This window comes from Leptospira bourretii (genome assembly GCF_004770145.1).
GTDB lineage: Bacteria > Spirochaetota > Leptospiria > Leptospirales > Leptospiraceae > Leptospira_A > Leptospira_A bourretii.
In genome coordinates, this window is sequence record NZ_RQFW01000019.1 from 120,699 (window position 1) to 134,434 (window position 13,736).

At 37.8% G+C, this 13,736-nt stretch carries 12 protein-coding genes; 5 read left to right on the forward strand and 7 right to left on the reverse strand.

What is annotated here, in order from left to right; genetic code table 11:
- Position 1 precedes the first annotated feature (1 nt).
- The gene (locus tag EHQ47_RS14880; protein ID WP_135777482.1) at positions 2 to 1,591 is read right to left on the reverse strand and encodes a peptide chain release factor 3; all 1,590 of its coding nucleotides are present in this window, start codon (positions 1,589 to 1,591) and stop codon (positions 2 to 4) included.
- A gap of 129 nt (positions 1,592 to 1,720) precedes the next feature.
- On the opposite strand from EHQ47_RS14880, the gene EHQ47_RS14885 reads away from it, so the two are divergent.
- Positions 1,721 to 3,754: a 6-bladed beta-propeller gene (locus EHQ47_RS14885; protein WP_135777483.1), complete on the forward strand. Its 2,034-nt coding sequence runs from the start codon at positions 1,721 to 1,723 to the stop codon at positions 3,752 to 3,754.
- Positions 3,735 to 5,771 carry a tetratricopeptide repeat protein gene (locus tag EHQ47_RS14890; protein ID WP_135777484.1) on the forward strand — a complete coding sequence of 679 codons (2,037 nt, stop codon included), beginning with the start codon at positions 3,735 to 3,737 and terminating at the stop codon, positions 5,769 to 5,771. Before EHQ47_RS14885 ends, EHQ47_RS14890 begins: the two co-directional genes overlap by 20 nt.
- Here EHQ47_RS14890 and EHQ47_RS14895 read toward each other — a convergent pair.
- Positions 5,728 to 6,288: a hypothetical protein gene (locus tag EHQ47_RS14895; RefSeq protein WP_135777485.1), complete on the reverse strand. Its 561-nt coding sequence runs from the start codon at positions 6,286 to 6,288 to the stop codon at positions 5,728 to 5,730. The genes EHQ47_RS14890 and EHQ47_RS14895 overlap by 44 nt on opposite strands.
- Before the next feature lie 27 nt (positions 6,289 to 6,315).
- On the opposite strand from EHQ47_RS14895, the gene EHQ47_RS14900 reads away from it, so the two are divergent.
- Positions 6,316 to 6,792 carry an SRPBCC family protein gene (locus EHQ47_RS14900; protein WP_135777486.1) on the forward strand — a complete coding sequence of 159 codons (477 nt, stop codon included), beginning with the start codon at positions 6,316 to 6,318 and terminating at the stop codon, positions 6,790 to 6,792.
- On the opposite strand, the gene EHQ47_RS14905 is transcribed toward EHQ47_RS14900, so the two are convergent.
- Positions 6,769 to 7,224: a methylglyoxal synthase gene (locus EHQ47_RS14905; RefSeq protein ID WP_231292582.1), complete on the reverse strand. Its 456-nt coding sequence runs from the start codon at positions 7,222 to 7,224 to the stop codon at positions 6,769 to 6,771. The two genes, EHQ47_RS14900 and EHQ47_RS14905, sit on opposite strands and share 24 nt — an antisense overlap.
- A gap of 51 nt (positions 7,225 to 7,275) precedes the next feature.
- Between EHQ47_RS14905 and EHQ47_RS14910 the strand changes: the two genes are divergently transcribed.
- Positions 7,276 to 8,082 (forward strand): FcpA-related putative periplasmic flagellar protein, encoded by an 807-nt coding sequence (locus EHQ47_RS14910; RefSeq protein ID WP_135777487.1) that lies wholly within the window; start codon positions 7,276 to 7,278, stop codon positions 8,080 to 8,082.
- On the opposite strand, the gene EHQ47_RS14915 is transcribed toward EHQ47_RS14910, so the two are convergent.
- From EHQ47_RS14915 to miaB, 3 genes are all read right to left on the reverse strand, one after another.
- A complete protein-coding gene (locus EHQ47_RS14915) occupies positions 8,079 to 8,909 on the reverse strand; it encodes a hypothetical protein (RefSeq protein ID WP_135748541.1) in 831 nt (276 codons plus the stop codon). The two genes, EHQ47_RS14910 and EHQ47_RS14915, sit on opposite strands and share 4 nt — an antisense overlap.
- 72 nt (positions 8,910 to 8,981) lie before the next feature.
- A complete protein-coding gene (locus EHQ47_RS14920) occupies positions 8,982 to 10,574 on the reverse strand; it encodes an LptF/LptG family permease (protein WP_135777488.1) in 1,593 nt (530 codons plus the stop codon).
- Positions 10,567 to 11,940: a tRNA (N6-isopentenyl adenosine(37)-C2)-methylthiotransferase MiaB gene (miaB, locus tag EHQ47_RS14925; protein ID WP_135777489.1), complete on the reverse strand. Its 1,374-nt coding sequence runs from the start codon at positions 11,938 to 11,940 to the stop codon at positions 10,567 to 10,569. Before miaB ends, EHQ47_RS14920 begins: the two co-directional genes overlap by 8 nt.
- A 63-nt stretch (positions 11,941 to 12,003) precedes the next feature.
- Here miaB and EHQ47_RS14930 point away from each other — a divergent pair, with 63 nt between their 5' ends.
- The gene (locus EHQ47_RS14930) at positions 12,004 to 12,603 is read left to right on the forward strand and encodes a J domain-containing protein (protein WP_135777490.1); all 600 of its coding nucleotides are present in this window, start codon (positions 12,004 to 12,006) and stop codon (positions 12,601 to 12,603) included.
- Here EHQ47_RS14930 and EHQ47_RS14935 read toward each other — a convergent pair.
- Positions 12,600 to 13,736: a DUF1574 domain-containing protein gene (locus EHQ47_RS14935; protein WP_135777491.1), complete on the reverse strand. Its 1,137-nt coding sequence runs from the start codon at positions 13,734 to 13,736 to the stop codon at positions 12,600 to 12,602. The two genes, EHQ47_RS14930 and EHQ47_RS14935, sit on opposite strands and share 4 nt — an antisense overlap.

Genomic DNA, 13,736 nt, shown 5'->3' on the forward strand with positions numbered 1-13,736 from the left:
ATCAATCTTCCAGCGGTGGATTCTCTAAGAGTTCGATCCCTTCGTTGTTTTTGTGAAAATAATTCATATCCCACTCAGTATCAAAAAGAAGGGCCATATTTCCAAATAAATCTTCTACAAGTCCTGCGTTTGATGGGATTTTGGTTCGGTCTTCCTTTTTCACCCAACGAGAAATTCCATAAGGTAAAATATGAATGGATGTATCGGCTCCATACTCATCTTTTAAACGACGTTGGAAAACTTCAAATTGGAGTTTACCCATGGCACCAATGATCGGGACCCCACCACCAATCGTTCGTGAGGTGAAAAGATGTAGGATTCCTTCTTCTGCCAATTGGTCAAGTCCCTTCTTAAAAGACTTTAATTGTAAGGTATCTTTACAAGAAATTGTTGCAAAAAGTTCAGGAGCAAAACTAGGAAGAGGACGTAAAGGAGGTGTGTTTCCCGTTGATAGTACATCTCCAATTTTATATGTGCCTGGATTGACTAGTCCAATGATGTCTCCTGGATAAGCAGTATCGACCGTGTTTCGATCTTGTCCAAAAAAAGCAAAACTCGAAGAAAGTTTGACTGGTTTGTCCAATCGGTTGTGATTTACGTTGAGCCCTCGTTCAAACACACCAGAACAAATTCTTAAAAAAGCAATTCGATCTCTGTGTGCCTTATTCATGTTCGCTTGCACCTTAAAGACAAAGGCACTGAAAGGGGAATTAATCGGATCTAAATAATTTCCATCCCGAAGGGGAATATGATCAGGACCTGGAGCTAATTCCAGAAACTTATTTAAAAAAAGTTCGATACCAAAATTATTAACCGCCGAACCAAAGTAAACCGGTGTTTCCTTTCCAAGTAAAAATGAATTTTTATCTACTTTCCCAATTCCATTTTCGACTAGATCAATTTGTTCACGAAATGCAGTTACGATTTCGGAATCAAACTGTTCATCCAAACTCGGATCATTAGGACCTGCCATACGAGATACGGCTTTTTGTTTTCCCCCTGGAGTCCTATCAAAAAGATACAATTGTTGGTCTCTGAGGTCATAAACCCCCTTAAAATCAAATCCGGTTCCAAGAGGCCAAACATCTGGAACAGCCTTAATCCCAAGAACTTTTTCAATTTCGTCCAGAAGCGCATAAAGGTCCTTAGTCGGTCGATCCATCTTGTTGATAAATGTGATGATGGGAATGCCTCGGTCCCGACAAACACGGAAAAGTTTAATGGTTTGTGGTTCGACCCCCTTACCGGCATCAAGAACCATCACGGCAGTATCGGCAGCCATTAGGGTGCGGTAAGTGTCCTCGGAGAAGTCTTCGTGGCCTGGTGTGTCCAGGAGATTTAGAATGTTGTCTTTGTATTCGAACTGGAGGGCTGCCGAAGTGATGGAGATTCCCCTTTCCTTTTCCATTGCCATCCAATCGGAAGTCGCAGACTTCCCTTCCTTTTTGGCTTTGACCGCTCCGGCAAGTTGGATGGCACCTCCGTAAAGGAGGAGCTTCTCCGTAAGCGTTGTTTTTCCCGCATCGGGGTGAGCAATGATGGCAAAAGTCTTTCGGCGGCGGACTTCACGTTCTATAAGATCAGGAGACATAACTTGGTTTCCATGCTGTCTAAATTTAAGATTCTGTCGAGAATAAAGAGAAAACTAAAGGTCCAAATCCCAAGGAAGGGGTTGACTTGTAGATTATGTCCCATTAGATTGGGAGCGGAGGGACTGTCTTTGAGAAAGTTACTATTGTTTTTCTTTCTATTGGTAAGCACACAAGTTTTCCCTCTGGACTTTCCCAACTTTTCCTTGGGGGAAGAGAATGCCAAGGAAGAATTCAAACGAGGACTCACTTATAAAAATTTAAGAGAGTACTCCGCAGCCAAAGAACGATTCCAAAAGGCTGTCAATTTAAAGAAAGATTTTCATTTAGCCAGACTAGAACTTGCCAACAACTATTACCTGCTAGGTGAATGGGAAGAAGCTCTCGATGAATTGGAAATTCTTGCTTCAAAAGCCAAAAATGATCTGCTCATTGTCAATAAAATTGAAGCTCTACGTTTGGCCATTGCCGGCGGAGTGACAGACAAAGAAAAAGTTTATTTCAAAACGATCGAAGGAGATTCCATTCGGGGTTATCGGTTTCGTAATCCAGTGGACATCACTTTCGATGAAGACGGCAATTTCTACGTTGCTGGATTTGATACATCCAATATCATTAAATTCAATGCGCAAGGAAATCCTCTCTCAAATTGGAGAGGTGGGATTACAAGAAAACTAGATCGTCCAGTTTCTCTCGCATATCATAACCAAAAAATTTATGTTGCCGATTTTGCCCGCGACGAAGTTTTACTTTTTGATTTATCTGGAAGTTTTATTTCATCTTTTGGTGGATCAGGAAAAGGCCAAGGACAGTTTCGAGGCCCCTCTTCTATTTATATAGATTCCAACGGAAATATCTTTGTAGCAGATTCTGGAAATGCAAGAATTCAAAAATTCAATTCCAATGGAAAATTTCTTTTAGAATTCCAAGGTTCTGGTAATTCAAAACTGGGAAACCCGTCAGGGATTACAATCCATGATGGAAAAATCTATGTAGTTGATAAAGATAACATTCGAGTGTTAGTTTTTGATGGCGATGGTAATACTTTAAATATCATTCAAAAACCAGAATGGAAAAAACCAAGAAGCATTCGCATTTTAGATAACCAAATTTTTCTTACCGATGAATTGACCGGCATCTGGACCTATTCGTTGTTACATGGTGAGTGGAAACAATTGAGTAAGTTTAGAGATAAAAAAGGAGTGTATCGAGTTTTATTTCGCCCTTTTGCTACCAATATGGATTCCACAGGGAGTCTCTATTTTGTAGATTTTGGAAAACACAGAATCGATATTTTTTCACAAAAAAACAATCTCCTCTCTAACTTAGATTTAAAAATTGAATCTATAGATACCTCTGGATTTCCAGACATTCATATTTATACTCGGGTTCGTAACCGCGCGGGCAAAGAAATCGTTGGAATTGACAGGTTGAGTTTTCGAATCTTTGAAAACGACAATATGACTCCTCTATTCTCTTTAGCCAACAAAAACAAGTTAAACGACATATTAAGTGTAGCGATGGTTTATGAAAATAGCGAAGGATTGAAAAAAGGAAAACTAGCACTGGAAGATGGTCTTTTCCCTTTCTTTCGATCCCTACATGACAATGATAAAATTGCTTTGTACCGAGCGGGAAAAGATAGTAATTTGATTTTACCGGAAACCGTATCCCTCCGTGATATCTTAGCAAAAATCAGAGATAGTGTCCCGGAGGAAAAATACAATTTCGGGAAAGCAAGTATAGCTGCCTTACAAAAACTTTCTTTAGAAACTGGTCCTAAAGCTTTGGTTTATTTGGTGTCCGGAGAAAGTAGAGAAGATAGTTTCCTTCAATACCAAAAATCAAGAATTGTAGCCTTTTCAAAAGCACACTCTATTCCTATTTATGTTTTGACAGTTAATCCCAATATTACTCTCGAAGATTCCTGGTCGGATATGACAGGTCCAACAAACGGTCGCTATATTGTGCTTGATGGAGAGGGAGAGGAACGCGAATTATACAAAAAATTGAAGTCACATATTGATTACCGATACATTTTGTCTTACAAAACAGATACAAATCCAGAACTCATCAATCGTTATATCAAATTAGCCATTGGAGTGGAACATCGGGGTGTCAAAGGTCGAGATGAAGGAGGATACTTTGTTCCAGAACCTCGTTAAATACTTCACTCGATTCATATTTAAGTTTGGAATTTTAATTTTTGTTTCACTTTTATTTGGTGAATCAACCACACTTGAAGATATTGCCGAAGGAAAAAGATTTCAAGCCGAACACAACTGCCGAAAAGCAATCCAATTCTTTCAATCGGCTTTACAAAAGAATAGAAACTCAATCGATGCAAAACTGGGTGTGGCCAGTTGTAGTTTCCAATTAGGCGCTTTTCGCGAGAGTAAAAAATTCTATTTAGAAATTTTGGATCGAGACCCAAAACATATTCCGGCAGTTACAGGGTTATCTGAAATTTACCTTCTTGATTCCGATTTTGTGGGGATATCCAAGTTAATTGATCCATTACTGATTGAATTCCCAAACAATACTGCTTTACGAATCACCGAAGCAAAGTCTCTTCAAAAACAAGGAAAACTGGACTCTGCCATTTATAAAATCAACACCCTGTCTAAACGATTAGAAGAACCGTCCGACTTGATACGTATGTTAGCCGAATTGTATTTTACAAAACAAAATTATACAGATTCGTTCAATGCAATCGACTCTTATTCTAAAAAGGAACCAAATGACCCGGAGGGATTCGCATTCAAAGCGAAAGTACTTTTGTATCAAAACTACTTTTATCCGAATCAATTAAAAGCGGTTTTATCCTCTGTTGAAGACTCATTGCAGAATTCATTAAATCTAGATCCGAAAGGAGAAGAAGCTCGTTTTTATTCTGTATACCACGATATCATTTTATCCAATTTAAATGGAGACAAGGAAATCAAAAAGAGAGCCTTTCGAACCATTTATGAACTAGCAAGAGAATATCCGGAAAACCAACTTTACCATAGCATTGAAGCCAATTTGGCCTGGGAGTTAGGAGAAACAAAATTTGCTACATACCATTATCGTAGAGCTCTACAGTTAGATGATTTGGATGAGATTCTTAGATTTGAAGCCGAAGAATATACACTTTCAAATGAAAAGGAAGAATCAAAACTAAGAAGAGAATTGGGTGACTATAGGAGAGACCGGTTTTACTCCGAAAAACACTCGTTATACCACAAGAGTTCCTTATTCCATTTAAAACGAGCCAAAGATCTGAGCCCACAAACACCTGTGATCAGAAAAGAACTTCTGGAGTTTTATAACCAAACCGGAGAATCAGTCAAATATACGAATTTATTACTTAGACTTAGAGAAGAAGATCCAAACTCCTTCAAACTTCAGAACAAATTGGAATTTTCCATTAAAAACCTAAAAGATTCTTTGGAGTTTCGCGAAGGTTATCTTCAAATCGATCCGAATTCTGTTTTAGATAATACGGTTCGGTACAGTCCAGAAGTTTATGTTTTTGATATGGAATCAAGTTTACCGTTCCCATATCATTTACAGGCGGGAAGATTGTTGTCAGAAGCACTACGTTATAATTTAAAACAAATGCAAATGGTTCGTGTTGTGGATGGTGATGAATTTAAACTGATTCGGGGACTACTCAAGGAAATGAGTTACCATCCATTTTCCCAAACATTACCCTTTGCCATTGATAATTTGCATCTTCTGGATTCAAAAAGAAAAAATGCTGCCAAAATACGTTATGTAGTTCACGGAAAGTATAAAATCAAAGATGGAGACATCCGCCTAGACGTTTCTGTTTATGATCGAAATAGTTTACGTGATATTGCTACATGGTCCACAAACCAAAGAGGAAGAGATAGTTTGCCAACCATCATTCATAGGATTGGGGAACGGATCAGAGACCTACTTCCCAAAGAAGGAAAAATCCTAAAGGTCAAAAAAGATGAGGTCATTGTTTCCCTTGGAAAAGATGACGGATTAAAAAAAGATTCAAAATTAGAATTCCAGAGAAAGGGAAATCCTCTCTTCCAAGGTGAAATCACGGAACTTGGCAAATCCATTTCTTCAGTGAAACCAAGTGTTCGTGGGTGGGAAAAAGAATTGGCTACCGGAGACAGTGTCATTCTTTCCATGGACTCGAATAAAGAGAAGAAAGATAAGTAAGAAGAACCTCTGAAATTACTTCTTCTTTTTCTTTGGTAATATCTGGGATTTCCAACTGGCAGAGTTTCCCTTTGAAATAAAGTGATTGGACTCCTTCTCTATGAAAACATTCATAGAGGATTGGACGCAAACGAAGAAAATTCTCTGATTCTAAATAAATTGGTTCTTTCGAAAATTCGTAATTAGCAACTAGCTTGTGTATGTTGGTATGTGATGTTTTTTTCCATTCCAAATCGACATTCGGATAAAAATAGAAATTACCAGATTCATATTGAAGTTCCCCGCGACTCAAGAGAGACTCGTCTTCATTTCTGACCCAACGGACATCTCCCGTTTCGGACAATTCTTTATCACTAAACCCAACAAATACAGAACCGAGGCCTTCTTGGTTCCGTTTGATTTCGATTAACAAAATTTGCGGTTTTCCGAATCGATTTGATTCCTCTAAAATTCGTTTTTTAGCTTCATCAGAAATTCTTAATTTCTCTTTCTTTTTTTTAAAGGAAAACCAAATCATTTATCTTCTGATCCCATTCTAATTACCATGAATACATTTATCTATCGATCGAAGTTTCCAATCAATAAAGAAATACTCTTTCGATTTCATGAAGAACCAATTGGTTTTCAAACTTTAGTCGGTGGAACCAAAGGAATCGAAATCATTCAACCGCCAAAATCCTTAGCAATTGGTGAAGAAGTTATTTTTAAAATAAGAATCTTCCCCTTTTGGAAAACAATTTGGATCGCAAGACATATTGCTTATCAACAAAACCATTTTTTTGTAGACCGCCAAGAGAAAGGTCCATTCTTAAAATTCCAACATAGCCATTTGTTTTTAGATGGAACCGATGGAAAAAACTCATGTATCCTTTCTGAAGAAATTGAAATCAATTTTTATCTCTGGCCTTTATCCCGATTTTTTATATTCCCTTTTCTATATTTTATGTTTCGGAAACGACACGAACTAACGGCAAAACATTTTGGCGTAAAAGAAGAACTAATTTTTTGCCGGTATTCTTGATCCGTAATCAATCAATTGGCGGCTGTATTCTCTTTCCATTAAAGGAGATGAGATTAAAAAATCAGCACTGGACCTGTTACAAGCCATTGGAATATTATACAATACTGCAATTCGAAGTAAGGCCTTTACATCTGGATCATGTGGTTGTGCCGAGAGAGGATCCCAGAAAAAAACCATAAAATCAATTCCATCTTCTACAATTTTTGATCCAATTTGTTGGTCGCCGCCAAGTGGTCCGGAAATAAAACGAAACACAGGAAGGCCAATTTGTTCATGAATCAATTTTCCAGTGGTTCCAGTAGCGGAGAGATGGTGTTTGCTTAAAGTGCCTTTATTGTATTTTACCCAATCTAATAAATCTTCTTTTCGATTGTCATGAGCAATGAGGACGATCTTTTTTGTGATCTCCATTTTTCTTTGAATTAGTACCATAGAATGATAGTTCTTGCCAATATCTAGGATTCAAGGAAAGTTTCCCTGTAAATGAAATTTCCCATCCTATTTTTATGGATTTCTTTGATTTTCTTAGGAACCTTCCCGCTTCGTTCCAAAGAACCAAATCAGTCATCTTCTCCTGAAAATCGGGTGGAGTCCATTCTCCCTACCACTCCCGAATCCGGTTCCCCTTGGGGGGAAAATTCCGAACGATTGGATACAATTCCTGTCTTAAATCTAGTTGATGAAAAAAACTCCCAAAAACGTTGGCAAGATGCGAACAAGGAGTATTCATCAGCCATTGAATATTTTGAATCTGCCAAAAAAAATATCGATAAACGTCGAGAAGATTCCAAAAAAGAAATCTACTACGAAGATAGATACGAGTGGCAAAAACAAATCAGAAAAGAAAACAAGGAAAAAGAATATCAAAAGTTACTCTTTGATTTGCGATCACAAACGGTGGCTCGACTTGTAAAAGCCATGAATCTATTGGATAAAATAGAAAATCCAAAAGTAAAAGAAAGTGCACCTTATTTAGATTTAAAATCTGGAATTTATAGAGAATACATCAAACACCAAGAAGCTTATAAAAATTACCTACAAGTCATTGATTTTGCAGAGCGGTATATGGAACTTTCTCCAAAAAACGAAGCGGAAGCGGAACCGCACCGTTTGCTTGCGCTCTCGTATGAAAAAATGGAACAAACTGCTTTACGTTCCAAAAACCAAGAACTCTACTATGAGTTTAAAGAACTAAAGAAAAAACATTTATTAAGATTTGCGGAAATCCACTACGGTCGCGATTCAAAAGAATATGCAACCATAGAAGAAAAGGTAGGAAGGGATTTTTAAGAAATTCCGAGTTTCTTTTTTAAGGCTCTATTTTCTTCGACAAGTTCCTTAATTTCTTGTTCGGTATATTCGAAAAGTCGATCTTGAGCCCTAAGAATTTTGTCCAAGTTCATTTCTTCGATTCGCGAATAGTTTAACACTTGTTCTGTTGCTTTTTGCAATTCAAGAGCTTGTTTTAACTCTTTTTCTCGAAGTTCATCCAACTGTTGACTTGCCTTCACACGTGCATGAAGTTCAATCAATTCTTGATTTTTCATGTCATTCACTTTATCCAATGCAGTATTAATTCCTGCTTGGGAACGTTTGACTAGTTCTTCATACTTCAGAATGGATCGAAGTGCCTCGTTTTCTTTTTTGGATTCTTCATATTCTTGGTGGGCTAAAGAAAACACTCCTTCAAAAAAACCAACGTTTTCTAAACAAGAATTTCCAATGTCGAGAGCTGCTGCTTTGTATGATTCGGATTGAATGGTTCGATCCAAAATCATTCGTAGTTCTCTTACATGAAGTGGATTTTCTAAAACTAAATATTTCGAATGTCCTTCGACCATCTCCTGGATCTGGTTCACCCCGTCTTCGGTGGAAATCAAAATCAATGAAACAAAGGGATTGGCTTCGAATGAGGACGAAACAGTAGATTGGATCTGTTTCCATTCCGCAAGAGTCACTTGGAGGAATAAAATATGAATATCATTCGGACCGATCAAAATTCGATCCAATTCGTCCAACTGCATTTGGTTGACTTGAACTTTGATCTTCGAATGTTTCCAAAGCTCTACCGGAAAAGGTCGTCCTTTAGAAATATTCCAAATGTAAGAAGTTTTCAAATCAGATCTCCTGTGCGACAACTACTGATTCTATAGGACTGTAGTAAGGGGAATTTTCTAGCAAATTTTATCTTATTTGGCTTTTCGGAACCGATTTTTTACAAGTTCTATCTTCTCATCCAAGAGGTCACGGAATCGGAAATAAAAACCCAGTCGGCTACGGATGGACTCAGGTAATTTGGCGTCTGTCCGTGAAATCATGATATAGATGGAAAGTGTGGCAATGACGATATTAGCCGACCAAGGTCCAACCCAATCAGGGACATTTTCTTTGTAAGAGATTCCAGAACCAAAAATAAAAAACGTATAATAGATTAATAGGAAAATGACAGCAAGGGTAAAACTCATTCCTTTTCCCGAACGTTTGACAACCAGACCTAATGGAAAAGACAAAAAGAAAAAGATCTGGCAAGACAGAGGAGTTGCGAATCGTTTATGGATTTCTACATTGAACCCAGTGAGTGTTTTTTTTGATTCATTGAGTAATTCGGATAATTGAGTAAATAAGGCAAACTTCTGAGCCATATCTTCTTGATTACCGCTGGTTGCACCCATTAATAATTCATACTTAAATTGCTCCACCATTTGTCTTAATCCACCAACTCCCTTGATCGATAGACCATATTCTTTCAAAATTTCTAAACCAGGAATATTTTCTAAACCTTCCGTTTCGATTGCGTTTCGTATTTCAATGAGCATTGGCAAGGAGAAGGTATCAGGTTTTACGTTGATACTCATAGTTTTAGTATCTTTTTTGGCAGGTGTATTATAATCCATTTCTCCATCCATAAAATTGGTAACACCGATTGCGCTAGTTTCTGGATCCCATTCAATTACATACCCTTTACGCAAACGAACAGACTTTTCATACTCTCCTGCTAAATTTTTCTTCTCAACTAAGAAACCTTCCTTGGCGTTGATAATCTGTAACATACGAGATCCACCCATCGGTACAGCCAAATTATTCACCATAATAAAGTCGGTTCCATCTGCAGAGATCGCCCATTCTCGGATTTGAACGTTACTTAAATTTCCATCCGCATCAATCCCACCAGAGTACATGGTTCTACCCTTTTCTGAAAAAAAGTCCTGGGTTTTGTCTCCGGAAAATTGGCCAGGTTGGATGGCGAGCAACGGATTGTATGTAGCAATCCAGTTATCAAAATCCTTCATCTTACGAGTGTTTTCTGGTCCGAGATAAAAATTCAAATACCCAACAATCAAAGTCATTAGAAACCCAAAAACAAGAAAGTTGGAATATATATATGGAAAAGAAACACCTGATGCCCGCATCGCAGTAATTTCAGAATCTCCAGACAGACGACCTGCCGCCATAATCCCTGACATAAGGCATGCCATCGGAATTGTCATTGGTAGTGTATTTCCAAAGACATATCCCATATAGTCCAAAAGACGAAAAAAATCGACACCCTTTCCCACAAAGAGTCCAATCATCTTCTGAATGGCCACTGCCATATAAATCATTGTAAAAAATGAAAGTGCAACTAGAAAGGGGCTTAGGATTTCCTTAAGGATATAGATCCTTAAGATGGATGGTTTAAACCGCTTCCATCTTCCCAAACGGTCCGTATCCACCATAAAATCTGGTGGTAAGTCATCTTTTGAAAAGACTCTTACAGTGCGAAGGTCAACTTGTTTAGCCAACGAGTTTCCCTTTCAGCGTTGCGCTAGTGGCAGACTCAACTAAAACATTTACTGTTTTTCCAATCCAGTTTTCAGGATCTATGGAATGTCCTTCTGGAATTGGGAATACAATCATTCGCCCACAATGGGAACGACCACAAAACTCAAGTTTCGATTTTTTGGAAGTATTCTCAACTAACACTGAAAAAACGGTTCCAATCTTAGATTGGTTCTTTTCGAGGGAAATTTTTGTTTGTAATTCAACAAGTTCAATCAACCGTTTACTCTTTACTTCTTCTGGCACATCATCAATAAACTTTCGTTTTGCGATCGTACCTTCCCTTTCGGAGTATTTGAACATATAAGACATATCAAATTTTACTTTTTTAACAACTTCCAAGGTTTCCTGGAATTCTTCTTCCGTTTCACCTGGAAATCCAACAATAATGTCAGAAGTGATTCCAATATCAGGAATTCTACTTTGGATGCTAGCGACTAAATCTAAATACTCTTCTTGGGTATAACTACGTTTCATATCTCGAAGCACTTTGGAACTTCCAGCTTGTAAAGGCATATGAATTTGAGAAGAGAACCTTTCTTCCTTTGCCATCAGGGAAATTAAATGATCTGGGAAGTCCTTAGGATGCGGACTAGTAAATCGCACTCTTTCCACAGTTGTCTCTGATAGAATTTTTTCAACAAGGCCACAGAAATCTATACTTTCATATGAATAACTATTTACGTTTTGTCCAAGTAAGGTAATTTGTTTTACACCCATTACTTCTAGCTGTTGAATTTCTGTAATGATGGAGCCTGGTTCCCGACTTCTTTCCCTTCCTCTTGTATAAGGAACAACACAGAAAGTACAGAAATTATTACATCCTCTCATGATGGTTACAAAAGCTTGGATTCCGTTTACGACTTTGGGTTCCAATTCATCATAAGTCTCTGTTCGCGAAAGTCGAGTGAGTTGGACATCTCGCTCTCCTCCACGAATTTTTTGAATCAGTTCCGGTAAAGTTCGGTAATTATCTGGACCTACAATGAGATCGAGAGGAAGTTCTTGGTGGAACAAATCTTCCCCTAAATTCTGTGCCATACACCCAAGAACTCCAATCACCAAGTTGGGATTTTTTTTCTTCAGATAACCTAAAGACTGCAATCTTCCATAAATCTTTGCATGGGCATTTTCACGAACAGCGCAGGTATTTAAAAAAATAATATCGCTGTCTTCTACGGATTCCGTAGTTTCATATTTTTCTTTTCGAAAGAGCTCCTTGACGATCCCGGTATCGTATTCGTTCATTTGGCACCCGTAGGTTTCCACATAGACCTTTCCGAGTTGGATTGTGTCCGTGGTTGGGGTTTCAGTCAAGGATGGGTTCATAATGATATGTTTTTCCAGAAAATCTCCTTGTAAAGCAAAGAAGATGGGTACGAAAAGGTGTATATGGCTTGGACAAAAAAAGAAACCTTCTACGAAATTTTGGGGGTGAAGAAAGAATCCACAATTGAGACCATCGAAGCCATTTATCAAAAGGAATTGGAGTTCTGGGAAAATTTACAAGGACCAGGGAGCCCTGAGGCCAGGGACAAAATTCTCGAATTGACAAGGGCCTATTTGACCCTCAGTGATCCAAAAAAACGAAAGGAATACGATTCAGAACTCGACTTTGAATTTGTGCTTTTGGATGGAAAGGCAAAGGACCCAGAAATGGAAGAAGCCTACGACCAATACAGGTTAAACCACAACAAAACCTATCAAGAAATTCTTGGTGAATTTACACGTTTTCGTGAAGAGATGGGAGATACACTTTGGATTCTAAAAAAAACCACTATCTATATGGTTTTGAATTTACTTGTATATTCAGGATTTGTTCTTTCCCATTCTCTTTTACTGGAAACTGAAAAAACCGAAAAGTCATGGTTAGATTCTGTGTCCGGTTGGGGCTCTGGAATTTTTCTTGTATTCAGTGCCCTCGGATATCTTTTTTTCCGCTTCCATTTTCTTAGTAAGGAATTAGAGAAACGGAAACAAAAAAGAAACTAACGAACTTCTTTTGGGAAAAGAATTGGCAATAGATTCGGAAAACAAGCTCCACTCAAATGGAGAGAATCCACAAAGTCTTTACAAACCCAACGAGGGTCCACATTGGGATCTACCACAGTGAATTTAGAATTGGGAACTTCTTTTGCCTTTTCCACTGCCTTTATAATCTCAGAATTAAAATTCTCTAAAAGCCCATCCCTAGACATACGTTTTCTTAAAGCATCAGAAACAGCAGGAAAATAGATGATCACAGGGATTCCTGTCCCCTCTAAGAGCTGAAGCATCTTCTTAAAAAAATAAACTTGCGTGGGGGCAAGGGACTGACCTCTTAAATACTGGTTGTACATGGCTTCTGCGTCTCGTTCCAAAAACACATCCATATTCGCAAACTTGATTTCATTCGGTAAGGCTCCAAACTTCACCCGATTCACCATTTTGATTTTATCGATATAGTTACGTTTATGATCTTTACCAGTGATTCCAACAGACATACCAGGGAAAAAGCCAACTTCAATTTCTTTGTTATTTGCTTTAATTGCCGTAGGATCAAGCGGGTATTTGTACAAAGCAAAAAGTTTCTTTAAAAAATAAACTTCTACTTCGTCAGTTGAAAACCCATTCGCACTAGAAGCCCAAGGATTTTTATTTTTGGCTCTGTATAAGTCAATTTGACTTAATACATAAGCATTATCATACGATCCATTTAAAGAATAATCAATTGCAGATTGTGAGAATAAAAGCGGATCCACCTCAATGAGAACATACCGCAATGGTAACTTTGAATTAAGCGTTCTTTCTAACCAATAAGCTTGGAAACTGGGTGGACCAAAAGGTGCCGCAAAATTAAATGAATTTGTATTGGGAAAAAATGATTCCAACATATCCGAATCAAATTCACCGGAACGGGAACTACCCAAAATCAAACCAATTTGTTTGGAAGGATTCTTTTGTTGTTCCGCAAGCATTACCTCAAAAAGGTCTTCTTTTAATTCATAAAACTTTCTTTCAATTTTTTTCCAACTGTATGTGTTTTCGACAATCACAGGTAAAAAGAAAATTTTATCCAAAAGGAATAATGCTAAAGCCAAAAGGATAGGATATAAAACGACTGGAAATTTAAATTTTGAATTCAT